Annotated in this window: 22 protein-coding genes and 1 tRNA gene; 13 read left to right on the forward strand and 10 right to left on the reverse strand. The window is 64.4% G+C overall.

Annotated elements, in window-relative coordinates:
- Positions 1–2: 2 nt before the first annotated feature.
- Entirely contained in the window at positions 3–1,706 is a 1,704-nt protein-coding gene (locus tag AC1DT7_RS12075; protein WP_478036196.1) for a ShlB/FhaC/HecB family hemolysin secretion/activation protein, read from the reverse strand.
- A gap of 71 nt (positions 1,707–1,777) precedes the next feature.
- Between AC1DT7_RS12075 and AC1DT7_RS12080 the strand changes: the two genes are divergently transcribed.
- Positions 1,778–2,968: a helix-turn-helix domain-containing protein gene (locus tag AC1DT7_RS12080; protein ID WP_478036197.1), complete on the forward strand. Its 1,191-nt coding sequence runs from the start codon at positions 1,778–1,780 to the stop codon at positions 2,966–2,968.
- Positions 2,969–3,099: 131 nt separating this feature from the next.
- On the opposite strand, the gene AC1DT7_RS12085 is transcribed toward AC1DT7_RS12080, so the two are convergent.
- On the reverse strand, positions 3,100–3,330 hold the full coding sequence (locus tag AC1DT7_RS12085) for a hypothetical protein (protein ID WP_478036198.1): 231 nt from the start codon (positions 3,328–3,330) through the stop codon (positions 3,100–3,102).
- 146 nt (positions 3,331–3,476) lie between these two features.
- On the opposite strand from AC1DT7_RS12085, the gene AC1DT7_RS12090 reads away from it, so the two are divergent.
- The 7 genes from AC1DT7_RS12090 to AC1DT7_RS12120 all read left to right on the forward strand — a co-directional run bounded on the left by AC1DT7_RS12090 (position 3,477) and on the right by AC1DT7_RS12120 (position 10,187).
- On the forward strand, positions 3,477–4,220 hold the full coding sequence (locus AC1DT7_RS12090; RefSeq protein ID WP_478036199.1) for an SDR family oxidoreductase: 744 nt from the start codon (positions 3,477–3,479) through the stop codon (positions 4,218–4,220).
- A gap of 60 nt (positions 4,221–4,280) precedes the next feature.
- Positions 4,281–4,357: transfer RNA gene (locus AC1DT7_RS12095), tRNA-Pro, on the forward strand.
- Positions 4,358–4,697: 340 nt separating this feature from the next.
- Positions 4,698–5,771: an alpha/beta hydrolase gene (locus AC1DT7_RS12100; RefSeq protein WP_478036200.1), complete on the forward strand. Its 1,074-nt coding sequence runs from the start codon at positions 4,698–4,700 to the stop codon at positions 5,769–5,771.
- A gap of 13 nt (positions 5,772–5,784) precedes the next feature.
- Positions 5,785–7,353: a glycoside hydrolase family 43 protein gene (locus AC1DT7_RS12105; protein WP_478036201.1), complete on the forward strand. Its 1,569-nt coding sequence runs from the start codon at positions 5,785–5,787 to the stop codon at positions 7,351–7,353.
- Positions 7,354–7,416: 63 nt separating this feature from the next.
- On the forward strand, positions 7,417–7,890 hold the full coding sequence (gene ybaK, locus AC1DT7_RS12110) for a Cys-tRNA(Pro) deacylase (RefSeq protein WP_478036202.1): 474 nt from the start codon (positions 7,417–7,419) through the stop codon (positions 7,888–7,890).
- Between the two features lie 85 nt (positions 7,891–7,975).
- The gene (locus tag AC1DT7_RS12115) at positions 7,976–9,589 is read left to right on the forward strand and encodes a SulP family inorganic anion transporter (protein ID WP_478036203.1); all 1,614 of its coding nucleotides are present in this window, start codon (positions 7,976–7,978) and stop codon (positions 9,587–9,589) included.
- A complete protein-coding gene (locus tag AC1DT7_RS12120; RefSeq protein ID WP_478036204.1) occupies positions 9,573–10,187 on the forward strand; it encodes a ParB-like protein in 615 nt (204 codons plus the stop codon). The genes AC1DT7_RS12115 and AC1DT7_RS12120 overlap by 17 nt, the downstream gene beginning before the upstream one ends.
- 8 nt (positions 10,188–10,195) lie before the next feature.
- Here AC1DT7_RS12120 and AC1DT7_RS12125 read toward each other — a convergent pair whose 3' ends face one another.
- The 4 genes from AC1DT7_RS12125 to AC1DT7_RS12140 all read right to left on the reverse strand — a co-directional run bounded on the left by AC1DT7_RS12125 (position 10,196) and on the right by AC1DT7_RS12140 (position 14,778).
- On the reverse strand, positions 10,196–11,143 hold the full coding sequence (locus AC1DT7_RS12125) for a DUF808 domain-containing protein (protein WP_478036205.1): 948 nt from the start codon (positions 11,141–11,143) through the stop codon (positions 10,196–10,198).
- Between the two features lie 306 nt (positions 11,144–11,449).
- Positions 11,450–11,866: a DUF4279 domain-containing protein gene (locus AC1DT7_RS12130; protein ID WP_478036206.1), complete on the reverse strand. Its 417-nt coding sequence runs from the start codon at positions 11,864–11,866 to the stop codon at positions 11,450–11,452.
- Positions 11,867–11,884: 18 nt separating this feature from the next.
- Positions 11,885–13,525 carry a glycoside hydrolase family 43 protein gene (locus AC1DT7_RS12135; protein ID WP_478036207.1) on the reverse strand — a complete coding sequence of 547 codons (1,641 nt, stop codon included), beginning with the start codon at positions 13,523–13,525 and terminating at the stop codon, positions 11,885–11,887.
- Positions 13,522–14,778 carry an MFS transporter gene (locus AC1DT7_RS12140; RefSeq protein WP_478036208.1) on the reverse strand — a complete coding sequence of 419 codons (1,257 nt, stop codon included), beginning with the start codon at positions 14,776–14,778 and terminating at the stop codon, positions 13,522–13,524. Before AC1DT7_RS12140 ends, AC1DT7_RS12135 begins: the two co-directional genes overlap by 4 nt.
- A 295-nt stretch (positions 14,779–15,073) precedes the next feature.
- Between AC1DT7_RS12140 and AC1DT7_RS12145 the strand changes: the two genes are divergently transcribed.
- A complete protein-coding gene (locus tag AC1DT7_RS12145; protein ID WP_478036209.1) occupies positions 15,074–16,102 on the forward strand; it encodes an oxidoreductase in 1,029 nt (342 codons plus the stop codon).
- 75 nt (positions 16,103–16,177) lie between these two features.
- Here the strand turns inward: AC1DT7_RS12145 and AC1DT7_RS12150 are convergent, their stop codons facing one another.
- Positions 16,178–16,912, reverse strand: a complete 735-nt coding sequence (locus AC1DT7_RS12150; protein WP_478036210.1) for a metallophosphoesterase family protein — start codon at positions 16,910–16,912, stop codon at positions 16,178–16,180.
- Between the two features lie 188 nt (positions 16,913–17,100).
- Here AC1DT7_RS12150 and AC1DT7_RS12155 point away from each other — a divergent pair, with 188 nt between their 5' ends.
- From AC1DT7_RS12155 to mgrA, 4 genes are all read left to right on the forward strand, one after another.
- Positions 17,101–18,177, forward strand: coding sequence for a LacI family DNA-binding transcriptional regulator (locus AC1DT7_RS12155; RefSeq protein ID WP_478036211.1), 1,077 nt, complete (start codon positions 17,101–17,103; stop codon positions 18,175–18,177).
- A 32-nt stretch (positions 18,178–18,209) separates the two neighbouring features.
- Entirely contained in the window at positions 18,210–19,118 is a 909-nt protein-coding gene (locus tag AC1DT7_RS12160; RefSeq protein ID WP_478036212.1) for a hypothetical protein, read from the forward strand.
- A 134-nt stretch (positions 19,119–19,252) separates the two neighbouring features.
- On the forward strand, positions 19,253–21,112 hold the full coding sequence (locus AC1DT7_RS12165; RefSeq protein WP_478036213.1) for a glycoside hydrolase family 2 protein: 1,860 nt from the start codon (positions 19,253–19,255) through the stop codon (positions 21,110–21,112).
- Positions 21,113–21,141: 29 nt separating this feature from the next.
- Positions 21,142–22,200 carry an L-glyceraldehyde 3-phosphate reductase gene (gene mgrA / locus AC1DT7_RS12170; RefSeq protein WP_478036214.1) on the forward strand — a complete coding sequence of 353 codons (1,059 nt, stop codon included), beginning with the start codon at positions 21,142–21,144 and terminating at the stop codon, positions 22,198–22,200.
- Between the two features lie 80 nt (positions 22,201–22,280).
- Here the strand turns inward: mgrA and AC1DT7_RS12175 are convergent, their stop codons facing one another.
- From AC1DT7_RS12175 to AC1DT7_RS12185, 3 genes are all read right to left on the reverse strand, one after another.
- Entirely contained in the window at positions 22,281–23,486 is a 1,206-nt protein-coding gene (locus AC1DT7_RS12175) for a PepSY-associated TM helix domain-containing protein (RefSeq protein WP_478036215.1), read from the reverse strand.
- A 42-nt stretch (positions 23,487–23,528) separates the two neighbouring features.
- Positions 23,529–25,616 (reverse strand): TonB-dependent siderophore receptor, encoded by a 2,088-nt coding sequence (locus AC1DT7_RS12180; protein WP_478036216.1) that lies wholly within the window; start codon positions 25,614–25,616, stop codon positions 23,529–23,531.
- 346 nt (positions 25,617–25,962) lie between these two features.
- Complete coding sequence (locus AC1DT7_RS12185; protein WP_478036217.1) at positions 25,963–26,196, reverse strand: hypothetical protein; 234 nt, start codon at positions 26,194–26,196, stop codon at positions 25,963–25,965.
- Positions 26,197–26,295: the final 99 nt, after the last annotated feature.

Here is a 26,295-nt window from a genome sequence, read left to right on the forward strand (position 1 = left end):
CTTCAGACCTGGGTGATGAGGGAGAAGGTGACGCGCCTGGCAGTGCCGGGGACGCTGTCGATCGCCGCGCAACCATATTCGGCCGACGCTGTGAGCCGCGCCGACAGGGCGAGCCTAGCGCCGACGCCATAGGCCGACGCATCGGTACGGCGGCGCTCGAATGCGGTCGGTTGCATCAGGTGCACGCCGCCATGTGCGCCGAAGACATAGGGTGAGAGGCGCGCGCCGATCCTGGTCAGGTCGACTGGTGCGCGAAGCTCGCCGCGCACTACGTAGCCGCTGTCGCCCTGGATGAGCCCCGAGGGGAGCGGGGAGATGCCGTTCAACGTCGCGATGCCGAACTGCTCGGCATTCGACATCGACTGTCCCAAGCCCGATTGCGCGCGGGCGTTGATGTCGAGGGAGAGGTTGCGTGCGAGCGGCTGACCGACGCCCAAGCCGAATTCCAGCTTCTGGACGGTTGCGTCCGATCCTGCGCGGGACAGGGGCAGTATCGCGCTCGCCTCCGCTGCCGAGCGGGCATTGAAGATATCGAGCCCGAATGACCCCTTTACCGACCCGGTGACATAGCCACCGCCCGGCAGGCGCGTGAACACATCGACGCCGCCCCGCAGCACGCGCTGTCGATCCTCGGACAGCGGAAAATTCACCGGGTCGAAGATCCGCACCCGTTCGCGCTGCACGTCCAGCCCGAGATCGCTGCCGAGCGTGAACGAGCGCGATCGCACCAGCGGATATTGCGCGCGCACCGAAAGCCGTTCGAACCGGCTGGCAATGCCCGGCAGTGTCGGGTCTTGCCGCGGCGCCAGCCGGGCATCGGTATATTCGGTGGTGATGGTTAGCCCGTCACTACCGAGCGGCAGCACGAAACCGCCCGCAAGGGCGCGGTTACGCGGCGTCGGATCGAGTACGCTGGTGCCATGGCCTGTGTTGGGCAGGCCGCTGGCGCGCAGATAGATCGTCTCGCCCGCGCCCAGTACCGAATTGAGGTTGATGCCGAGCCCGAAACTGATCCTGCCCAGGTCGTGCGACAGCATATTGTCGAAAGTCAGAAAGCCGTCGACCGGCCGGTGGCGCCCCTCGATGATCAGCACTGTCCCGCCGAACTGCGTGCCCGCAGCGATCGTCGAGGAAAGCGAAAGGCCCGGGACATCGCTCGCGAGCATCAGCCGGCGCTCGATCTGGCCCAGCGTGACGCCCTTGCGGCCAACCAGCGGCGCCAGAAGAGAGTTTACCCGGCCGCGCACCCGCCTCGACAAGGTGCCGGTTTCGGTGCTTTCGATAAATCCTTCGACCAAGCGTAGTTGTATCGTCGCGCCGCCTTCGGCGCCGGCCAGCGTCTGCGCCGGCACCACGACGCGGGACAGGGCCCGTCCACCGCGGGAGATGGCCGTCTCGAGTTCGGCGGCCGCAGCGAAGACCTCGGCGACTGAAACCCGCTTGCCGACCAGCCTTGCCTTTAGCCGCGCGACCGCGTCGGTCGGTGGATCGCCGTCGATCGCCACATCTGCGACTTGTACGAACGCGTTGTCGGATCCCGCGGGCGCGCCGACGCCGGTGCTTTCCGGAACCACGATTGCCCTCTCGTCGCGGACAGTCGGGGGCGCGAAGCTCGGCGGCGTGACCTGGCTCGCCGTCTGCGCATGGGCCGCGCAAGCCAGCCCCGAAAACGAGCTGCCAATCGCGGTCCAGGCCAAAAGCTTCAAGTTCAACGTGCGCCCCCGAGAAGCCAGGGGCAGTCCCCTGAACAATCTGGGACGGTTTACTAACCACGTATTTGGCACCGCCAATAGCGGTTTGTCTCAAGTCACAGGCTGCCGCCCGAAAGTGTCTCGCCGGCAAAAAATATATTGGCGACGCGTCGGAACTCGGCCAACCAACTGGCAAGATACCGGCCTTATCAGGCGTTTGGAGAGCGAACATGCATCGCTGGTCAGCAGATTTGAACCTCGACAGTTCGATCCCGCGAGTCGACTATAAGCGTGGCGAGAACGAGACGCTTCGAGCATATCTCACCCGTGTCGCGGCTTCGATCTCGTTCGCCTTCCTGCTCGATCCGGACGAGGTCGTCGACCAACCCGGCTTCGCGATGGAGACTCAACTTGTCGTGCTGCCCGAGGGGCTCGTCTCTCGCACTAGTGCGAGTGGCAGCTTCACCTTGAGCCGCGACCAGAAGCGGATCGAGACGACTGCAACCGACCACCTGCTCCTCTATTTCATCGAAAGCGGTGTCACAGAAGTGACGCCGACTAGATTGAGCCGTCCCTTGCAGTGCGGCGATATTCTACTCTTGGACCTCAATCGCCCAGGCAAGTTGTTGCAGCACCAGATCCGTAACATTCGCATCATCATGCCGCGATCGGCATTGACCGGCGACATCGACGAGCAGGATCTGCATGGCTGTGTCATCCCGGCTACCCATCCGCTGGCCGGGCTAATGGGCGATTGCGCCACGCGGTTGATCGACGACGCGCCGCGGATGATGCAGCGTCACGGATCGGCGACCCTGCGCGTGTTGTTCGAATTGCTCAGCACAGCGCTTGCCGACCGAGTCGAAATCACGAATGCCAAGCTACCGATGAAGACGCGGATCGATGTGCTGATCAACAATAATCTCGAGCGGGCGGAACTGACGCCGGCATGGATTGCGGATCGGCTTGGTATATCTCGTGCGACGCTCTACCGAACGATCCAGTACAATGGTGGTGGCGTGAAAGATCTGATCATCGACCGCCGCCGTTTGCGTGCCTGGCCGATGCTGACCGATACCGAGGGCCCATCTTTCGTCGAAATCGCGCGACAATCGGGCTTCGGCTCGCGCGCAAAGCTTGCACAGAGCTTCGCCAAGTTGCTCGGCAAGTCGCTGGAGGAAATCCGCTTCTCCGATCCAGACACACGAGTGAAGATGCACCTCACCGTGTCGGACATGCTGCTCGGCAATTGGGAAAACCGTATCGGAAAGCGGTAGGGCGACCTGCCGGCTCGGCGGCAGGTGCGCGCGCATACGGGTGGGCAAAAGCTTCGGTTGAGTGGCCGGTTCGGTATGGACCCGCGCGCGCTGAAGGCGATCACGCACCCTCGGAGGGAACCCGGCGCGACTCAGTCGGCTGTGACGACCGGATGATCGAGCCTGACGGTATCGAGCAGCCGCTCGATCTCGGCATTTTCGCGCGCATCCCCGTTCGGACGAACCGACCAGTTGAATGGCGCGTGCGTGGCCAGATCGTGCATGTGGATCGGCCCGATCGCCATGCGCCACTTGCGGGCGGTGCCGCCGGCCTTGCGGATCAATCTGGCGACGAGCAAATCCTGGAGCTGGCTGGCGGTCATCGGCCGTCTCTTGCCGGACGGGCACGGTTGCGCAACCCTTCAACGCAGAGTGGACGGGTTTTCGCCACTCCTGCCGGAAAGACATTTTGCGTAGCGATTCGATGGCCGTACAAGCGCCGGTAGAAAAAGAGCGGGGAGCTGCCTTCATGGGCAATCGGGTCGCGGTCGTGACGGGCGCCGGGAGCGGTATCGGGCGTGCGGTGGCGCTTGCTCTGGATGAGGCAGGCTGGCGTGTGGCGCTGGCCGGGCGGCGGCGGGACGCACTCGATGAGACGGCGGCTTCGGGCGCCGCGTCGATGCTCGCCATTCCGTGCGACGTGGCAGATGCCGATTCGGTTGACGCGCTGTTCGACACGGCGGTGGGAAGATTTGGCCGGATCGACCTGCTGTTCAACAATGCCGGCATCTCGACCCCGCCGGTGCCGCTCGACGAATTGCCGGTCGAGGCGATCCGGTCGCTGCTCGACATCAACATCCTCGGCAGCTTCCTGTGCGCCCGCGCCGCGATGCGCACGATGAAGCGCCAGACGCCGCAGGGCGGGCGGATCATCAACAATGGATCGATCTCGGCCGACCGGCCGCGCCCGAATTCTGCACCCTATACGGCGAGCAAGCATGCCATCACCGGCCTGACCAAGTCGATCGCGCTGGACGGCCGTGCATTCGGCATCGCGGCGGGGCAGATCGATATCGGCAACGCAGTGACCGAGATGAGCGCCGCCATGGGCCAGGGGGTGGCTCAGCCGGATGGTAGCATCCGCGCCGAGCCGAGAATGGATGTCGGCCATGTAGCCCGCGCGGTCGTCCAGATGGCGGCGTTGCCACTCGACGCGAACATTCCCTTCATGACGATCATGGCGACAAATATGCCGCTATTCGGGCGGGGGTGATGCGCATTCGCTTTGCGGCCTTGCTTAGCTGGAGTCTCCCGCCTAAAGCCGCCCTCCAGTCGGGGAGTGGCGCAGTCCGGTAGCGCGCCTGCTTTGGGAGCAGGATGTCGCAGGTTCGAATCCTGTCTCCCCGACCATTTTTCCAAAATATGAAGCAACGACGTCAAAGGACTCGTCAGTTCGACACACGACATGTGTCGGGTGCAAGGCGCACGCTTCACCCGGCTCCGCAACTCGATCTCGCCGCTCCGTGCGCAGCGATGATATATAATCCGAGTTTTATTTGGCATCTCGGGGAGTGGCGGCGTGCCCTGCCGGTTGATTGCGGGCGCCTTACCAGTCGAGAGTGCCTTCCCACATCCCTGGTTTCACCATCCGTGTCGCGAGGGCTTTCTCCTTGACGGGTAGGGTATTTGTCGGAGTAATGGATGCATCGTCCACGCGGATAGGACGTGGGTTGAGGAAGAGGGGAATGCGATGAAGCTCGTCGTAACCGCGGCCGTTGCCGCCCTGTCGTTGCTTACCGTGCCTTTGGAGCCGTTGATGGCGCAGGCGGCGACCGATGTGCCCGCGCCGGTGGCCGGCGCCAAGCAGGCGACGATGCAGCGGATCAAGGTCAATGCGCCGACCATCGCCGGTAATCTGGAAGGGGAGAGCGCCGACCGTGACGTGATCGTAGTGCTGCCGTCCGGCTATTCCGCCAACCCGAAGCGCCGTTATCCGGTGGTCTATGCGCTGCACGGCTATTCGATCGGCGCCGAGCAATGGATCAAGGAGATCCATGTACCCCAGACGATCGAGGGCGCCTTCGCGAAGGGGGCGAAGGACATGATCGTCGTCTTCCCCGATTCGAAAACGATCCATAACGGCTCCATGTATTCGATGTCCCAGACCACTGGTGATTTCGAGACCTTCATCGCGCGCGACCTCGTCAGCTATATCGACGCTCATTACCGAACCCTCCCCAACAGGCTGAGCCGCGGCCTGGCTGGCCATTCGATGGGCGGATACGGCACGTCGCGCATCGGCATGCGACATCCCGACGTCTTCGGTGCGATCTACATGATGAGCCCCTGCTGTCTGGGTGTTCGCACCGCTGGCCAGATGGATCCGACTGCACTCAAGGCGCTCGAGGCGGTGAAGACACCCGCGGATTCGGCCGCCTTGCCCTTCGGCCTTCGCGCCCAGCTCGCTACCGCCGCAGCCTGGTCGCCCAACCCCAAGAACCCGCCGCTCTATTTGGATCTGCCGGTCAAGGACGGGCAGGTGCAACAGGATGTGCTGGCAAAATGGGCGGCGAATTCGCCGCTCGCCTTTGTCGATCAATATATCGGCAATTTGAAACAATATCGCGCGATCGCCATCGATGTCGGCGACAAGGACGGGCTGAAGGCTGATGCCGCCAAGTTGCACGACGTGCTCGACAGTTACGGCGTCGCGAACAGCTTCACCATCTATCCGGGCACCCATACCAGCCATGTCGCTTTCCGGTTCCAGGATGAAGTCCTGCCCTTCTTCAGCGAGCATCTCGATTTCGCTCCGAAACGCTGAGCGAGGGCGAACGATGAAGGCGATCACGAAGCGCATTGGACTGACGCTGCTGGCGATGTCGGCGGCGGGGGTAGCGACTCCCGCGGCGGCGCAGGCCTGGCGGTCCGACCAGGGCGATGGGAGTTTTCGCAATCCCGTGCTCTATGCCGACTATCCCGATCCCGACGTCATCCGCGTCGGGTCGGATTTCTACATGGTCAGCACGACCTTCGTGAATGTGCCCGGCATCACGCTGCTTCAATCGAAGGATCTGGTGAACTGGCAGCTCGTCTCGCATGTCGTGCCGCGGCTCGACGGGCGGGAGCAATATGATTTCACGAACGGCAATGGCTATCGCAAGGGGCTCTATGCCTCGGCGCTGCGGTATCGTGACGGCACATTCTATATCGTGAACACGCCCGTCGGGCAGAAGACCCGCATCTACTCCTCGCGGGACATCCGTGGGCCATGGAAATATCTTGAGCTGGACCGAGAGGCGTTCGACCCCGGTTTCTTCATCGACGACGATGGCAAGGGCTATATCGCCACCGCCTCCACGGCCGACGGGACGATCACCCTGCTGACGCTGAATGCGGATTTCACCGGCGTCGTCGATTCCCGGAAGATCCACTACATCAAGGGTGCCGAGGGCTCTCACATCGTCAAGCGCAATGGCTGGTATTATCTGTTCAATGCCCTCCCGCCGCGTCTCGGGCTGACCGTCTCGCGGGCGAAGAGCCTGTTCGGTCCGTGGGAAACGCACGACCAGATCGACGACAAGACGGGCGGCCATCAGGGCGCGATCGTCGATCTGCCCGACGGGCGCGATTTCGGTTTCGTGATGGTCGATGCCGGGTCGATCGGCCGCATGACCAATATGAGCCCGATCTTCTGGCAGGATGGATGGCCGGTCTGGGGAACGCCCGAGGCCCCGGGGCGCGTGCCCGAGCGGGCGCAGAAGCCGATCCAAGGTTTCCCATTCGTCGAGCCGCCCGCCTCCGACGATTTCTCCCGGCCGGTGTTCGGGCTGCAATGGCAGTGGAATCACAATCCTGACGATACGCGGTGGTCGCTTACGGAGCGGCCTGGTTTCCTGCGCCTCAGGCCGACCGTGGCGTCCCAGTTCTGGGTGGCGAAGAACAGCCTGACCCAGAAAGGGCAGGGGCCACGCAGCCGTGGCGAGGTGAAGCTCGACATTCGCCATGTGAAGCCGGGCGATGCGTGCGGTTTCGGTACGCTCGGCCAATATAGCGCCAATATTGCGGTGCGGCGCACGCCGGCCGGGAAACCCTATCTCAGCATGGAGGTGGGCGAGGACACACAGGCTGGCCCGAAGATCGAGACGCGGGTCGCGTCCCAGCCTATTTCCGGCAACTCGGTGTGGCTGCGCACGGACATGGACTTCAAGACCGATCGGGGATCGCTCTCCTACAGCCTTGATGGCCGGCGCTGGTCGGTGCTGGGCGGCGACTTCCCGCTTGCCTTTGCGTGGCGGACCGGGACCTTTCAGGGGGAGCAGTTCGCCATTTCCTGCTACGCCCCGACGCTGAGTTCGGGCTATGTCGATGTCGACTATTTCACGCTCGGCAGTGGCGGCGGATGACGTAAAGGCATCGCTCCGGCTGGCCGCTGCGGCCGAGGTCGGGATCGACGCGGATGAAGACCAATGTCCAAGGCCACCCAGGCAACCCGTACTCTTACCGCCGCGGGCGTAACGTTCACGCTCCACAGCTATGATTATGATCCCGGCGCCGAGCGTATCGGGCTCCAGGCCGCCGAGGCGCTCGGCGAGGCGCCGCACCGCGTGCTCAAGACGCTGATGGCGCTGGTCGACGGCAAGCCGGTGTGCGTCGTGGTGCCGTCCGACCGCGAGGTCGCGATGAAGAAGCTGGCGGCGGCCTTTGGCGGGAAATCGGCCGAAATGATGAAGCCCGCCGATGCCGAGCGCCTGACGGGCTATCATGTCGGCGGGATCAGCCCGTTCGGCCAGAAGCGTCGTGTTCCAACCGCGATCGAGCAGGCGGCGCTGGCCGAGGATCTGGTGTACGTCAATGCAGGCCAGCGCGGCCTTCAGGTCCGGCTCGATCCGAATGCGGCGGCGACCATCCTTGCGGCGGTCGTCGCGCCGCTCGCGACCTGAGCCTGCCAGGGGGTGGCATTCAAACGGGGGACGAGGTTCCGTGACGACGAATCCCGGTAAGACAGACGCTCCTCCGCGCATCGGCATGAATATAGTCGCGGGCTTTTCCGTTGCCGGCCTAATGCTGCCGGAGGCGGTCGCCTATGCCGGTATAGCGGGGCTCTCGCCGGGACGGGCGATCATTGCGGCGCTCGCTGGCGGCGCGGCCTATACGCTGTTCGGCCGCAGCCGGTTTGCGATCATCGGGCCGACCTCGTCATCTGCGGCCATACTGGCGGCGGCGCTGGCCACCCTGCCGGGCAGCCCGGCCGAGCGCGGCGTCATGGCGACGATGATGGTGGCGATCGTCGGGGCGTCGTTCGCGCTGATCGCCGCCTTTCGTCTCGGCAGCCTGTCGGCGTTCATCGCCCGGCCGGTGCTGCGCGGCTTCGCCTTCGGGCTGGCGATCAACATCATCATCCGCCAGTTGCCGCATCTGCTCGGCTTGTCGCCCGTATCGACTTCGACGCTTGCAATGTTCGCTGAAGTCATGGCGTCTGTCACCCGGGCGAACGCGGCGAGCGTCGCGATTGGCCTCACTGCGCTCGGGCTGTTGCTTGGACTGCGCGCGACGACGCGGTTACCGGCGGCGCTGATCGTCCTGCTGCTTGGCGTGGCGGCGTCGCGCATGATCGATCTCCCGGCCCTTGGGGTGGCATCGGTCGGGCCGATCGATTTCGACATGGCGTCCTGGACCTTGCCGGGGTTCAGCTTCGCGCTCTGGTCTCGCCTCGCGCAGCTTGCGGTCCCGTTGACCCTGATCCTGCTGGCCGAAAGTTGGGGCACCGTGCGGACGCTGGCCCTGCGCCATGACGATGCGGTTTCCGCCAATCGCGAATTCGGCGCGCTGGCTGGTGCGAACCTCATATCGGCGTTCGCGCAGGGCATGCCGGTAGGGGCAGGTTTCTCCGCCGCCACCGCCAATGAGTCGGCTGGCGCTACCAGCCGGATCGCCGCCGTCGCCGCGTTGGTCGCGCTCGCTGCCGCGGCGTTGCTTGCGGGCCCGACGATCGAGGCGCTGCCGGCCCCCTTGCTGGCAGCGGTGGTGATCGCGGCATTGAGTCATGCCCTGTCGCCGGCACCGCTCTCCCGCTTGTTCAGGATCGACCGCGACCAGTGGATCGCGATGGCGGCGGCATCGGGCGTCATCCTGTTCGGTGTGCTCGACGGTATGCTGATCGCGGTGCTGCTGTCGATCGGGGCGCTGCTCAACCGGCTTGCGCATCCCGTGGTGAGCGAACTCGGCCGCCTGGGCGACACGCATGATTTCGTCGACCGCTCGCGGCATCCCGAGGCGCGGACCATCGATGGCATCGCGATCTTCCGGCCGAACGCCCCGCTGTTCTTCGCCAATGCCGAACAGGCCCTTGGCGCCATCGCGACGATGGTCCTGGCCCGCGCTGGTAGCAAGGATGTCATACTCAGCCTCGAGGAGACCGACGATCTCGACAGCACGGCGCTGGAGACGATCGCCGAGTTCGAGAAGCAGCTCAATGCGAAAGGTCTGTTGCTACACCTCGCACGGGCGCATGATCGTGTTCGCGACGTACTGGCGGTGGCGGGGTTCGATCGACTGGCCTCGGGTGCGTCGTTCAGCGTCGCTGATGCGGTGCGCGTCGTGGAGGCAGGTAAGGGGAATGACCATGTACAACCTGTCTGAGCCGCGCCTTCAGCCAGTAAAGCTTGCCACGCTACGGCCTACCCAGATGGCGGTCGGCATGATCGAGGTGGAGCGCAAGCGGCAGGAGTGGCTCGATCATGCCGTCGCCGATGGGCCCGACTTCCTGGGCAGCCATCTGATTCCCGTGGTGCTCGGGCCGAAGCAGGTGCCATGGCTGATCGACCATCATCATCTTGCCCGCGCGCTGCACGACGAAGGCGTCGAGCATGTGCTGGTCAGCGTGGTCGCGCGCCTATCCCATCTGCGCAAGTCCGAGTTCCTGACGTTCATGGACAATCGCAATTGGCTCCACCCTTATGATGCCAAGGGCGCGCGGTGCGACGTGACCGACATGCCGCGCACGCTGAGCAAGTTGGGCGACGATCCCTATCGGTCGCTGGCCGGGGCGGTCAGGCGAGCGGGCGGCTATGCCAAGACGGACACCCCCTATTCGGAATTCCTCTGGGCCGATTTCCTGCGCGGGCGAATCCCAATGAAAACGGTGAAGGGCGATTTCGAGAAGGCGGTGCACAAGGCGCTGGCGGTGGCGCATTGCGAGGATGCGACTCACCTGCCGGGCTATTGCGGCACCTTCTGATCAGCGTTTCAGTGGGCGGCTGCGTGCCCGCCCTTGCGCGGGATCATGTGCATCACCGCGACGATCACGCCGCCGACGATCATGCCGACCACTGCCGATCCGATCGCGCCGACCAGCCATTCCACAAGGCCTGGCACCACGGGCGATACATGCCCGACTGCCTTCGCCGCGTCGTGCAGGCCATGCGAGACGGCGCCAAGACCGAATTCCTCCAGCCCATGCACGATGAAGCCGCCGCCGACCCAGGCCATGGCGGCAACGCCGAGCGTCGACAGGCCTTCGAGCAGCAGCGGCATCGCCTTGACCAGTCCGCGGCCCAGCGCCCGCACGCCGGCCGATTTCCGTTGGGCGAGGTGGAGGCCGATATCGTCCATCTTCACGATCAGCCCGACCACGCCGTAAACGCCGACCGTGATCGCGATGCCGACGGCGGCCAGCACGATACCCTGCATCAGCACCGATTGCTCGGGGATGTCGGACAACGCGATGACCATGATCTCGGCCGAGAGGATGAAATCGGTACGCACCGCGCCGCCGACCTGGCGCGCTTCGAGCGCCTTGGGATCGGTGATCTCGACCACCTCCTGCGCGTGGCTCGTGCCGCTGACCGCTTCGACGATCTTTTCGGTCGCCTCGAAACAGAGATAGGCGCCGCCGATCATCAGCAGCGGCGTGATCGCCCAGGGCGCGAAGCTGCTCAGCAGCAGGGCGGCCGGCAGCAGGATCAGCAGCTTGTTGCGCAGCGATCCGACCGCGATCTTGGCGATGATCGGCAGTTCGCGATCCGGCGTGAGGCCGACGACATAGCGCGGGGTGACGGCCGTATCGTCGATCACCACGCCCGCCGCCTTCACGCCCGCACGGCCCGCCGCAGCGGCGACATCGTCCACAGAGGCCGCCGCCAGCTTCGCGATCATCGCGATATCGTCGAGCAGCGCTACCAGGCCTCCGGGCATTCCATCTCTTTCTGTCGTGGCGTTTCAGGGTTGGTATCGCATTTCGCGCGAAGCACCAGAGGATCACGGCGCCGCCATATCGAAATGCAGCACATCCTCGCGCGATCCCGGCCTCATGTTGGTCGCAGCTATCAGGCCGGTCCTGGGGCCGATGGCCCGACGGTGGCGATCAGCTTGAACTTTTCGCACCACAGCAGCATGGCGGGCTCGAAACCGCCGTTCCGGGCGAAGGATCCTTCGTGCGCCTCACGCCAATAGTCCAGGCTCCGGCCGCCTTCACCTTCCGACTGCACGCGTTGAGCGAGTTCAGTCCGATATCTGGTGCCCGTAAACGTCCAGATCGAGGGCAAGGCCTCTCTCGCCGATCGAACAAATCGTTTTCGATGTGAGATTGATTCCTTCATTCCAGCTGGCAAGGAAGAGCCCGCAAAAGATCTTGCCGCGATAGCGTCCCGAGAAACTTCGCCAGACGTCCAGATCATCGGAGAGTCTGGACAGGATTCCCTCGATTTGTCCATTGAGGTCGGCAGGTTCACTTCGTGCGGCCTTGATCCGCCATGAGCCTGTATCTGCGACTTTCTTCACACCCGACGCGGTGAACCATGTGCCGCCCCTCCGGACGCCGATCGTCGGTTCGGCACCCATAGCGGCCGTGATCTCTGCCGGATCAAGATTATCGCCATAGAAGCCGACCAACGCAGCCGATTTATGAAGGGCGCCCATGTCTTGGCCTATACCTGATCAGCCGGGTGAACGCGTCGGATCGACGACGTACGCCCGCTCGCGATAGTCGAACCAGTCGAAATCGGCCGTTCGCAGCCGTCCGGAGGTGTCCTGGCACGCCACCCCGACGAACGCTCCGGTGAAATTGGCAAGTCCAGGCGCGCTGGCTTCGTCGGAGAGGATGCTGGCGTCGAACTGCTCGCGCAGCCAGGTCCATTCGGTGTCGCCCTCGACGCGAAAGGCGAAGCGGAGGCGTTCGTAATCGACCTCGGCGCGGAGCTGGATCCGGCCTGCGGCAGTGATCGGATGGATTTGGGAAAAGGCATCGGCCTGTGGGGAGTCGGGCAGGGCCGACATGACCTGGATCTGGCGCCCACCGGTCTCGCCGGCAGTGACGAACAGATAATGGAATTTCGAGCTATTATAATAGCAGATCAGACCCGCCGCCTGCTGGTAGTTTTGCGGCGCAAACTCGACGACCGTCTCCGCCGAATAGCAAAAGGCCTGTTGTCGCCGCGCGACCAGCGCCTGTTCGAACAGGCTGCCGAGTGATTCGCGGCCGAACAGACGGAGATGGCCGGGACGGGCGGTGAGGCTGAACAGCGTTTCCGGCTCGGGCGAGCGGAGCCACTGGAAGTCGATCGGCAACTCGGCATCGTCGAAGTCGGAACGGGTCGGCAAAGTCGGTGTCGGTGCATCGAGCGTCGGCGCTGGAATCTCCAGCACCGGGATACTGTCGCCGCTTGTGGTGTAGAGCCAGCCATCGTCGGCCCAACGCATCGGCTGGATCGCGGTCTCGCGGCCCATCACGCATCGGCCGCGATTGGGGAGGGGGCGGCCGCAGAGATAGACCATCCAGGGCTCGCCCTCCGGTGTCTCGACCAAGTCGGCATGGCCAGCACGCTGGAGCGGCGCGTCGGGCCGATCGCGCGCACTCAGGATATAGGTGTCAGGATGCAGTTCGTACGGGCCGGTCAGGTTGCGCGAGCGGGCCATGGTCACGGCATGGTTCCAGGCCGTGCCGCCCTCCGCGGTGATCAGGTAATACCAGCCGTCGCGCTTGTAGAGATGGGGCGCCTCGGTGAGGCCGAGCGGCGTGCCTTCGAAGATCACGACCGGATCGCCGATCAGCGCGCGCGCCTCTGGCGAATATTCCTGTAGCACGATGCCGGCGAAGCGGTTGCGGCCCGGCCGGTGATCCCACAACATGTTGGTGAGATATTTGCGGCCGTCATCGTCATGAAACAGCGACGGGTCGAAACCGCTGCTGTTCAGATAGACCGGGTCGGACCAGTCGCCTTCGATCGTCTCGCTGGTCACCATATAATTATGGAAATCGCGCAGCGACGCGCCCGAGGCGCCACCGGTGCTGGTGCGGCCATACCGCTTCACATCGGTATAGATCAGGTGGAATCGCTCGCCGTCATGGGTGAGGCAGGGCGCCCACACGCCGCAGCTGTCCGGGTCGCCACGCATGTCGAGCTGGCTGGCGCGCACTAGCGGCCGGGCGACGAGAGTCCAGTTCGCCAGATCGCGCGAATGGTGGATCTGCACCCCAGGGAACCATTCGAAGGTCGAGGTCGCGATATAATAATCCTCGCCGACGCGTACGATCGACGGGTCGGGGTTGAAGCCGCGGAGAATGGGGTTGCGGATCATGCGGTCTCAGGGTCCTTTTGGGGTTCGGGAGCACGGACGAGAATCCACATCAGCGCGGCGGCGAACAGGTCGAGGATGCCGAGCGCGATGAAGAAGGGGCCATAGCCGATGGTCTCGACGAAATGGCCCATGGCGAGCGAGAACAGTAGCACGCCGAAATTGGCCATTGTCCCGGCGATGCCGGCGGCGGTGCCGACCTCGTTTCGCGGGAACAGGTCGGACGCCATGGTGATGCAGGTGACCGACAGCGTCTGGTGCGCGAAGCCGCCAAGGCAGAGCAAGGCGACCGCGGCGGCTGCGCTTTCGACCTGGCCGACGAACATCATGCCCATCATCAGCACCGCGCCGAGCGTATAAGCGCCGCGCCGCGCATTGATGAGGCCGATCCCGCGGCGCTGAAGCCAAAGCACCACGGCGGGCCCGAACAGGCAGCCGAGGTCGGCGGCGATGAACGGCAGACCGGCAAACATGGCGATCTGCGCCAGGTCGAAATGCCGCACCGTCGTCAGGTACAGCGGCATCCACAATGTGAGGGTGCCCCAGACCGGATCGGCGAGGAAACGGGGCAGGGCTATGCCCCAGAGGTTGCGCCGGAGGAGCAGTTTGCGCAGCGGCGGCTTGTCCTTCGTCGCGCGGAGATAGGTTTCCTGCCCCTCGAGGATCTCAGCCTTTTCCTCCGGCGAGACGGTTGGGTGGCTCTCGGGGGAGTGATAGAGGCGGCGCCAGCAGGCCGCCCAGATCATCGCGAGCACCCCCGCGACCACAAAGGCGCCGCGCCAGTCCCACACCATCACCGCACCCGCTACCAGCAGCGGCGCCAGCACCGATCCGAGCGAGGCACCGATATTATAGACGCCGCCGGCAAAGCCGCGCTCGCGCGCCGGGAACCATTCGGAGATGACCTTTAGCGCGCCCGGGTGCGCCGTCCCTTCGGCAAAGCCGAGCAACGCGCGCAACGCGGCGAGGCTGAACCAGCCGGTCGCCAGCCCGTGCGCCATGGTGATGATACCCCAGGCGGCGGCGAAGATGGCAAGCCCGCTCTTCAGCCCGATCAGGTCGAGGATATAGCCGGCTATCGGTTGCAGCATGATGCCGATCTGAAAGCCGCCGGTGATCCAGCTATACTGCTCGGTGCTGATGTGCAGTTCGGCCATCGCGGTCGGCGCGGCGACGCCCATGATGCTGCGGGTCAGGTAGTTGAGGATGGTGCCGATCATCACCAGCCCGATGATCCACCAGCGGATCTTCATCATCCTGCCCATCCGCATCGCCCATCTCTCCCGCGAGCGTCGGGCGCCGCTGTCGGGCTCGATCGCTTGACGATGGTAGCGATAACGATTTGCCCCCGGGAGGCAAGGCCGGCCCAGCCGAGCGGGACATTCCCCTTGCGGGCGGGGCAATGATAGCGGTCGCATCGGCAGGGCGAGAATGGCAGCACGCCATCAAAGCAATTGCGCGCCCACGATGCCAGAGGGCATGGCGATTCCCGAGACACGGCCGATACGCCGAAACCTGTCGGCGCGGTGAAACGGATCGGGAGGATGACGGATGATCGATGTCGGTGTGATCGGGTTCGGGCTGGCAGGCGCGAGTTTCCATGCGCCTTTGGTCGGGGCGGTCGGGCGGCTCAACCTCGCCGCGATCGTCACCTCGCGCGCCGATGAGGTCGCGAAGGCCTTTCCGAAGGCAACGGTCGTGCCGACGGCGGAAGCGCTGATCGCGGACCCGTCGATCAGCCTGATCGTGATCGCCACACCCAATGATCTTCATGCGCCGCTGGCCAAGGCGGCGCTTCAGGCGGGCAAGCATGTCGTGATCGACAAGCCCTTCGCGATCGACCCGACCGACGGCGTCGAATTGATCGCGTTGGCCAGGGCGCGCGGGCTGGTCCTGTCGGTGTTCCACAATCGTCGCTGGGATGCCGATTTCCTGACGGTGCTCGACGTGCTGGGCAGCGGCGCCCTGGGTGACGTGATGCTGGCCGAGCTGCGCTGGGACCGATTCCGTCCGGCGATCAAGCCGGGCTGGCGCGAGGCGAGGGTCGACCAAGGCGGCGGCATGCTCGCCGATCTCGGGCCGCATCTGATCGACCAGGCGCTGCAGTTGTTCGGCCGGCCCGAAGCGGTGACCGCCGACATCGCGGCGCAACGTCCGGACGTGGTGGTCGATGATTATTTTGAGCTGACGCTGCATTATGGCGAGCGTCGCGTGATCCTTTCGGCCTCGACCCTTGTCGTGTCGCCGCGCCCGCGCTTTGCGCTTCATGGCAGCAAGGGCAGCTTCGTGAAGCATGGCCTCGACCAGCAGGAGGCAATGCTCCGTGCCGGTGCGAGTGCCAACGACGCCGGCTATGGCGAGGAAGCGCCCGAGGCATTCGGCACGCTGACCCTGGCCGACGGCCAACCCGAACTGGTCCCGTCGATCCGTGGCGACTGGCGGCGTTATTATGAGGGCGTGGCTGACGCGATACTCGACGGCGCTCCGCCGCCGGTAGATCCGGCCGATGCGCTGATGGGCCTGAACCTGATCGCCCTGGCCCGTCGCAGCGCTGCCGAAGGATGCAAGTTGACCGTCTGATCCCGCAGCCCTTATTCCCCTCCCGCTTGCGGGAGGGGTTGGGAGAGAGCCTGCGTCACCCAGCCCCGTTATGCGCTAAACACGCCCCGTCCTAAGGGCTTTTGCCCAATCGGGACGGCCATGTGCTTCGGCATCTCTGGCTGTGCGCTCCCAGTCATAATCGACCTTCAGCAACTCGGCGGACCATCGGCCTTCCACCTGACCGATGATGGCATAGCGTGCATGAGGCGATCCGCTCTCGACGATATGGTGAAAGGGGTTGTCGTCTTCATAGGCAGGCAGCCCGACGCTTCCCGGGTTCACGATAAGGCGCCCGTCGGCGAGGCTGACGGTACGGGCGAGGTGGGTATGCCCGCAGAGGATCACCGTGGCGCGCGTGTCGCCAGCGCGTTGTTCAACCTCGGTCTGCGTGGCTTCCCGTATCCCGTCCTCGGTGACGGTTTCGAGGAAATAGCCAAGGTCGCTGTGTGGTGTACCATGCACCAGTAATATGTCGTCTGCGACAGTGAGGCTGGCGGGAAGACCACCCAGCCATCGCAGTTGATCACGGCGCAAATGCTGCGCAGCATAAAGATCGGATTCGCCCATTCGCTCGCGCGGCAGGGTCACGAGCTGGCGCTCGTGATTGCCCCGGATGGTGGGCAGGGCCAGCGGCATCAGGCGATCCACCGTCTCGGTCGGAAACAATCCGCCCGAACAGATGTCGCCCAGATTCACGGTCTGGTCGACTCCGCGTGTCGCGATGTCGGCAAGGACTGCGTCCAGCGCGGCAATGTTGCCATGAATGTCGGAGATGACGGCGATCCTCATCGGCTATGGTAACCAATCGGAACCAGGCGCGTAACCCCGCGCGACGTAGGGAGGGTCTGCCCATATGGTAACGGCATGCGAACGCGGCGTGTTTCAAACCCGCAGGCATCTGGCGAAACCTTGCATGCAAAGGTGGTGCGAAGATGAAATAATGGGCTATTGGTGGGAATAAGGAGAGCCACGCTACCGTGAACGACAAGACCTCGCGCCGCCGTCGAACGGCACCGACGATCAGAGACGTTGCCCGCATGGCGTCGGTTTCATCCATGACCGTCTCGCGCGTCATCAATGGCGAAGCCAATGTTCGCCCGGCGACTCGCGACGCAGTCAATGCCGCCATCGCGGCGCTCAGCTATTCGCCGAACCCGGCCGCGCGCAGCCTGGCCGGCGCGGCGCCGGTGCGGATCGGGCTGCTCTACAGCAACCCGAGTGCCGCCTATCTGAGCGAATTCCTCGTCGGCAGCCTAGACCAAGCAAGCAAAAGCGACGTGCAACTGATCATCGAGAAATGCGACCTGGGGGATCATGAGATCGAAGTCGCCAAGCATCTGATCGGCAGCGGCGTCGATGGGCTGATCCTGCCGTCGCCGCTCAGCGATTCGGTCAAGCTGATCAAGACCATCGCCGATGAGGGCGTGCCGGCGGTGCTGGTCGGCAGCGGCCGCCCCGCCGAGGAACTGAACGCGGTCAGCATCGACGAATATTCGGCCGCTTATTCGATGACCGGCCATATCGTCTCGCTCGGTCATCAGCGCATAGGCTTCGTCGTCGGCCATCCCGAGCAGATGGCCAGCGAGGAACGGCTGCGCGGTTATCGCGACGCCCTTGCTGCGGCCCATATACCCGTGGACGAGGCCCTGATCGCGCGAGGCCTGTTTACCTATAGATCGGGGTTGGACGCAGCCGAGAAGCTGCTCGAGGTGGCGAATCCGCCGACCGCGATCTTCGCCAGCAATGACGATATGGCGGCCGCCTGCGTCGCGGTGGCGCATCGCCATGGACTCGACGTGCCGGGCGACCTTACCGTGTGCGGCTTCGACGACACCACGCTTGCCACCGCGATCTGGCCCGAGCTGACCACGATCCATCAGCCGATCGCGGACATGTCCCGCGCTGCGGTCGAGATGCTTGTGTCGGTCATTCGCCGCCCAAGGGCGAGTGACGAGAAGCCGCAGCATATCGTGCTCGACTTCACCCTGGTTCGCCGCCAGTCGGACGCGGCGCCGCGGCGTCGACCTCCCACCAGGCCGTTGCGCCCGGCCTGACTCGTCGAACTTTTGGTTCAGGAGCGGACGCGATGTCGAAACTCATAGTGGCAACGCTCGCGGCCGTCCTCCTGTCGGCGCTGCCCGCGGCCGCGCAGCAGATTGGCGACCCCGCTTATGCACCGTTGATCGAGCATCCTGCCTATGCCGGGCAGGGTCCGGTCGTTGCGATCGACAAGGCCCACCGGAATTTCCACACCCTGGCAGGCCGCTACGCGTCGTTCGCCAAATTGCTGGGGGCTGATGGCTACCGCGTCTCGGCATTGGCAACGCCGCTTTCGACGGAGGCGCTCGCATCGGTAACCGTGCTGGTGATCGCCAATGCCAGCGCCGTGCCGCCCGAGACATCGGCCTTCACCGCCGGCGAGATCGCCTCGGTCAAGGCCTGGGTCGAAGGCGGCGGATCTTTGTTGCTGATCGCCGACCATGCCCCTTTCGGCACGGCCACCGCCGATCTCGCCCGCGCGTTCGGCGTCGATATGGGGCAGGGCTATGTCGGGGCCCATCAAGGGGGCAAGGTTACGTTCGCCATTGATTTCGCCGATGGCCAACTCGGCGACCACCCGATTCTTCATGGGCGCGACGAGAAGGAGGTGGTCAGGCACGTCCGCAGCTTCACCGGACAATCGCTTGGCGTTCCTGACGGGGCGGTTTCCTTGCTTCGCTTCCCAGCAGATGCGGAGGAGGTCGCCGAACCCTCCCAGGCAATGGCGCTGCTCAAAGGCGAGGCAGCACAGGGCGTTATGGTGAACGGTCGTGCCCAGGCGGTGGCGATGACGGTGGGCAAAGGGCGGCTCGTCGTTGCGGGGGAGGCCGCCATGTTCTCGGCGCAGGTCGTGCAGCACCGTGACCAGCCTCCACGCTATATAGGCCTGACAATCGCCGACGATCAGCAATTCGCGCTCAATACAGTGCACTGGCTTTCTCATCTCATCGGATGAATCGTCGCCGCTGTCGCTGCATCTGCAAAGTTCGATCGGGCTTTTGACAAGCTTGCCTGATACCATTTCGCGCATCGAAACGGATCTGGAACGGGGCGGATGACGAGGTGATGGCGCTGGCGGAGAGATGGGGCATGCGCGCCGGTGTCGTGGGCCTGATCGGGCTGTGTGTGATGGCGCTGGCGATCGTGCCGGCTCAGGCGCAACAGGCGCCGTTGCTCACCTCGGGCGATCTGCGCCCTGGCACGAACCTCGACGGAGTTTGGACCTATTCGGTCGATCCATATCGCGACGGCGTGGCCGGCTTCCATGGCGGACAGCCGGGCCCCGGCCATCGCCGTTATGACGATGCCGATGTCGACGCGCTCACCACAGCCGATCCGCGCGCGCTGTACGAATATGATCTGGACCGCTCGCCGCGCGCGATCCTGCCGTCGTCCTGGCTGACCCAGGATTCGACGCTGCGCTATTATCAGGGCCTGATCTGGTACCAGCGCCGCTTTCCCGCGGCGCCGACACCCGGCAAGCGCCAGTTCCTGCGCTTCGGCGCGGTCAATTACAGCGCCGATGTGTACCTCAACGGCCGCAAGCTCGGCCGCCATGAAGGCGGCTTCACGCCCTTCTCGTTCGAGGTGACCGGCATCCTGCGCAAGGGCGACAACCGCCTCGTCGTCGGGGCGGATTCGGAACCGAGCCCTGTCACCGTGCCGCCGCCCGTCACCGATTGGGAGAATTATGGTGGCATCACCCGCTCGGTGCGGCTCGTCGAGACGCAGGCGACCTATGTCGACGATGCCTGGGTAAGGCTCGGGCGGGACGGGCGGATCTCGATCGACGTCGCGCTGAACGGGGACAAGGCAGCCGGGCTTCCGGTGCGCTTCTCGGTGCCGGCGCTCGGGTTGAGGATCGACGGCAAGGCCGACGGGGCGGGGCGCTGGACCGCCACGGCCGCCGCGCCTGCCGGCTTGCGCCGCTGGTCGCCCGACAGCCCGATGCTCTATGACGTCGTGGTCGAAGCAGGCGCCGATCACTGGCAGGATCGGGTCGGTTTCCGCACGGTCGAGGCGCGCGGTGCGCAGATACTGCTCAACGGCAAGCCGGTCTTCCTGCGCGGTATCAGCCTGCACGAGGAGGAGATCGGCACCAACCCGACCCGCGCGATCACCCCTGCCGCCTCGCGCGCCTTACTGAGCGAGGTGAAGGGCGGCCTCAACGGCAATTTCGTGCGGCTTGCGCATTATCCGCACGGCGAGGTGACGACGCGTATGGCGGATGAGCTCGGCCTGCTCGTGTGGAGCGAGGTGCCGGTCTATTGGCGGATCGCCTGGGACAATCCCGACACGCTGGTGCGGGCAAGGGCGATGCTGGCCGAGAATATCCTGCGCGATCGCAACCGTGCCGCGATCATCCTGTGGAGCGTCGCGAACGAAACGCCGGTCAGCGAGGCGCGTAACGCCTTCCTCGGCACGCTGGTCGACGACGTCCGCAAGTTCGATCCCGATCGGCTGGTGACGGCCGCCCTGCTCACCGAGCGCAAGCAGAAGGACGGGCATCCGGTGATGACCCTCGCCGATCCGCTTGCGTCGCGGCTCGATGTGATGGCGATCAACACCTATAATGGCTGGTATTCCGACGATCGTCTCGCCGATCTGCCGGCGATCGGCTGGGAGACTCGGGTGGACAAGCCGCTCATCCTGTCCGAATTCGGCGCCGATGCGCTGGCCGGTTTCCATGATTCGGTGACGGAGCGGAAATTCTCCGAGGAATTCCAGGCGGATTATTATCGCCAGACGCTGGCGATGGCGGGGAAGATCCCCAATCTGGTGGGCATGTCGCCCTGGATCCTGAAGGATTTCCGGTCGCCGCGTCGCCAGCATCCGATCTATCAGATGGGGTGGAACCGCAAGGGGCTGATATCCGAAACGGGCCAGCGCAAACAGGCGTTCGACGTGTTGGCGAAATGGTATAGCAAACGGGCTGCCGTCCGGCCCTGAGTACCATACTCACCCACAGGAGTTTCCCGGTGCCTTATCCCACGCCCTATACCGCCGATCCCGCACGTTATGACGGGCGCATGCCTTATCGTCGGTGCGGCCGGAGCGGGCTTGACCTGCCGGCGATCTCCCTCGGCCTGTGGCAGAATTTCGGCGGGGCCGATATATTCGAGACGGGCAGGGCGATGCTGCGTCGCGCATTCGATCGGGGCGTCACCCATTTCGACCTCGCGAACAATTACGGCCCGCCCTACGGATCGGCCGAGGAGAATTTCGGCCGCGTGCTCGCTGCCGATTTCGCCGGGCATCGCGACGAACTGGTCATCTCCTCCAAGGCCGGGTGGGACATGTGGCCGGGCCCCTATGGTGACGTCGGCGGATCGCGCAAATATCTCATCGCGAGCTGCGACCAGAGCCTCAAGCGCATGGGGCTCGATTATGTCGACATCTTCTATTCTCACCGCGTCGATCCAAAGACCCCGCTGGAGGAGACGATGGGCGCGCTCGCCCACCTGCACCGCCAGGGCAAGGCGCTCTATGTCGGCATCTCCTCCTATTCGCCCGAGCTGACCCGCAAGGCGGCGGCGATCCTGCGCGAAGAGCGGGTGCCCCTGCTGATCCACCAGCCGAGCTATTCGATGCTCAATCGCTGGGTAGAAAATGGGCTGCTCGACGCGCTGGATGAGCTTGGTACCGGCTGCATCGCGTTCTCCCCGCTCGCGCAGGGGTTGCTGACCAGCAAATATCTCGGCGGTGTGCCGGAGGGAGCGCGGGCGACCAAGGGCGGCTCGCTTGGCCAGTCGATGCTGTCCGACGAGAATATCGGGCGAATCCGCGCACTGAACGCGATCGCCGAGCGGCGCGGCCAGTCGCTCGCCCAGATGGCCATCGCCTGGGTGCTGCGCGATCCGCGAGTGACCTCGGCGCTGATCGGCGCACGGACGGTCGAGCAGCTCGACGAATCGCTCGACGCGGCCAACACGCTTGGTTTCGACGAGGCGGAGTTAAACGAAATCGATCAGTATGCCGGAGAAGGCGGGGTCGACCTGTGGAAGGTGTCTTCCACCCTCGGAACTGAGCACGCCTGATATCCTGCGAGTGGGCTTGCCGTGGTCGGCGGCGGGAGGGACCCACCTGTTCCAGCTTTCCGCGCTGGTCACGGAAAATTCTAGCGCGCCCGTTCCGCCAGCAGTACCGGGAGCATGACGAAAGCGGTCAGGACCAACAGGAGCGCGAGCCATCGCCATCCGGCCATTCCGTGCCAGACGCGCCCGAGGCCGAGACCAAACGGCGTCGCATGTTTGAACTCGCGGCCGATGCGCAGCGCATAGATCACCACGCCGGATACAGAAAGACTGGACAGCAATCCGCCGAACAGGAACCAGAGTATCTTGGTCCAATAGCCGCCGAACGTACCAAAATGCAGCGGATCGGCCATCTCGCTGATCCGCTGGTGGAGGTTCAGGTCCGCGCCGTCATAGTCGGCGAGGACGCGGCCCGACGCCACATCCGTCCATACCGCGTTGGCGCGGGGGCGGACCAGTATCGCGCTCTTCGAACCTTCGAAGACGAATGCTGGAGATCTGGCCGAAGGGAATTGAATGCTCTGGATGTCGATCTGTGGGTCAGCAGCGCGGGCTGCGCGCAGGCTCATCGCGAACCGCTGGCCGGCTTCGAGCGGACCGTGCGCTGCAATCGGCGCCTCCTTGTTGAACGCGACGCGGGGAACCGGGGCGTCGGCGCCCATCTGTTCGACGAAATACCAGATACCGGTCAGCGTGATCAGCGCGACGAACCACAGGCTCCAGACGCCGGCCATCCGGTGGAAGTCGCCCCACCATGTACGTGAGTCACGCTGGCGCGGAAGCTTCAGAAAGCCGCGCCACCACTTCTTGTAGACCATGAACGAGCTGACCAGGCTGATCGACATCAGGAAGGCGAGGGAGCAGACGATCGGCACGCCGATCCATACTGGCAGGTTGAGATGTCGGTGCATGTTCCGCAGCACACGCTGCGCCCCGACCCATGGTGCCTCGCCCTGTACCGCACCGGTGGCTGGGTGGATATGGAGCAGGCCGTAGCGGCCATCGTCCCAGATTACCGAAACCTTGGCCGCGAAGGCCCCGGCGATCGGCTCGTCGATGCCCTGGACCTGCTTGATACCGGGATGGGTCGTGGCGCTGGCTACGATCTTCTCCCAGTCCGGCTCGGCCCCGACGCTCGATGGCGATACGCGCAGCGACGGCTGGAGTAACCAGTCGATCTCGTTCGCGACGACGGCCAAGGTCCCGGTGAGGAAGACGAAGGTCATGAACAAGGCGAGCTTGAAGCCGACCCAATGATGGACGTGCCACCAAAGGCGGCTTGCTTTCATCTTGCCCGTTCGTCCGGCTGCAATGGTGGCCGTCGCCATGACTCAGAACTTGTAGGCGAGTTCGAGGAAGGCCGAGCGCGGTTCCCCGGGGAAATGGCCGCCGCGATCGTTGAAGCCTGAGGCGGCGTAGGTCTTGTCGAAGAGATTGTCGATGCGCGCACGCGCTTCCCAGTGGCCGCGACCATAGGTCACCGAGGTGTCGAAGACCATGTAGGGGTTGACCGGTTGGTTGGAGAGGCTGATCCGCCGCGAGACGTAATTGCCGCCAAAGGCGAAGGCGAGGCCGGTCCGCGGCAGCTGGTAGCGCGTCCAGAAGCCGAGCTTGTGCCTGGGGGCGTTGGCGAAGCGGCCGCCGGCGACGGCGTTGGTGATCGCCGTCAGCCCGTTGTTCCTGGTGATCTTCGCGTCGTTGTAGGAATAAGCGATCGTCAGCACCCAGTTCCGGGTGACGTCGGTGGCGACATCGAAATCGACGCCCTTGGAGGTGACCTCGCCGAAAGCGATCGAGTTGTTGACACCATCGCCTTCCGGATCGCCACGGGGATCGGCCTGGAGCAGATTTTCGCGCCGAATCTTGTAGACCGAAAGGCTGGACTGGAGCCGGCCGTTCATCAGTGCTGTCTTGACCCCACCCTCGATGATGTCGCCCGTGGTTGGCGCGAAGGGGCCGCCCGCGCGTGGGTCTTGCGCGGTCGCGCCTTGCGGCTCGAAGCTGGTCGCATATTGCGTGAACAGCGAGACGTCGTCGCGCACCCGCCAGACCAGGCCGATGCGGTAGCTCTCGTCGCTACCCTTGAAGCGCGAGGCGGGGCCGCTGCCCGGTCGCGACACGTCCTCGAACCTGTCGGTGCGGATACCTGCCACCGCGACGAATCGCCCGAGCGTGGCCTCGTTGAGCAAATAGAAGCCGCTGCGGGTGGATTCTGTCAGGTCGCGCACCATCGGCGGCAACGCGTAGCTCGCGGGATCGCAGGCGCGATAGACGGGGTCGGAAAAGGTCAGCGGGCAGGGGAGCCCGGCGGTCGCGGTGGCACGGCCTGTTACCGATCTGCCGTCGAAGATCGCGTCGGTCTTGCTATAGTCGAAGCCTGCCAACAACCGGTTCGAGAACCGATCGCCAAGCGTGGTCGACCAGATCGCATTGGCGGCGAACGACCAGACGTCGTTGTCGCGCAGTTGGTCGCGATACTGGCGCGCGACACCATCGAATCGGCCATCGCGATTGCTGTCGAGCAGCGTGATCGGCTCGTGATATTTCTGCGTCTCGACCGCGTCGATGTGGCGGGCCGACGCGTCGAGCTTGAGATTGTCGGTCGGCTCGAGGTCCAGCCGGGCCTGGGCCGTGGTAGAACGCAGGTCGAGAAAGTCACTCGGCTCGTTGTGGTTCCAGCGGCGGTCGGCGAGGAAATGGCCTTGATTGTCGACCGGAATACCCCGCAGGCGATTGGCGTCGAGGTCGAGCTCGATCCTGAATATCTGTGCGGTAAGTTTGGCGACGCCGAAATCGAAGGTGGAGCCGGCGTCAAGGACCAGCGATCTGTTGCCAGCGAAGGTGCGTGGAAGGTCGCGATCTTCGAAAAAGGCACCGGCGCGCAGCGAGATCACGTCATTGACCGGCCCGGTCACCTCGGCCTGTGCCCCGTAGCGGTTCCGCGTGCCGCCGACGACGCCGATCGAGCCCGAGAAGGTCTGCGACGGCTTTTTGGTGACATAGTTGAAAAGGCCGCCGGGCGAGGTCTGGCCGTACAGCATGCCCGCCGGCCCTTTCAGGAACTCGACCCGCTCCATGTTGAAGAGCTGCGGCACCGAGAAGCCGATATAGGGATCGCCGCGGAGGCCATCATAGAAATTCTCCTGCTGGCGGAAGCCGCGTGCGGTTACGCCTGCGTAGGAGAAGAAGCTTACGCCCGAAATGTTGCGGTAGAGATCCTGCGCGTCGCGAGCGCCCTGATCCTTGATCAGCTCCTTTGTGAGAACCGTGATCGCTTGCGAAGACGCCAGCGGCTCGGTCGGAAGCTTCCCGCTGGCCGTCTCCTCGACGCGATAGAGCCGCGCCGCGCGCCCGGTGACGACCACCTCGTTTGTCTCGGCCTCGCTCGTAGCGCCGGCTTCAGGCGCTTCTTGCGCCATCGCCGGGGCCGACATGACCGAACAACACAAACTCGCGGCTAGCCGATAACGCAATTTTCATCCCCCTGCTGGCGTTCCGGGAGGGCGTCTAGGTTTCATGCTATTGCGAGTCAATATTGTTAAGGCGCTTGCAATGGCAGCGGAGAGGCCGCGTGCAAGGACATGTCGCCAGGACTGCTAACCGGTCCGGCGGGGGGTGTTCTTGAATCGCACCGGATGGATCGGGAAAGGCATCGTTGCGCACATTGGCGTCATGACAGCCAGCTCAGAGCGCCAACGAAAAAGGGCGCCCCCGAAGGGACGCCCTCTCGAAACGACCGACCGGGCCGGGGCCCGGTCGAGTCGATTACATGTTCGACGTGACGGCGTCTGCGGTGTTGTGCAGGCCTTCAGCAGCGTTGTCGATCGCGTCGGCTGCAACAGCGTTCGACGTGTTGTCGGCAATGGCCTCGATGTTGTCGGCTGCATTGTCCAGGGTATCTGCCACCGCTTCGACGTTGTTCTCGGCCGGGGTGGGCTTCGAGCAGGCGGCGAGCGACATCAGGCCGGCGGCGGCGAGAACAAAGGCGATCTTCTTCATGCGGATGCTCCCAAGCATAGCAAAATTCGCGGCCAGCCCGATTGCTACCACGAGCGGCTTTTCATAGCGGCCGTTGCAGGTGCGTCAATCGCAATTCAT

It is taken from the genome of Sphingomonas sp. P3_C6, from assembly GCF_056402595.1.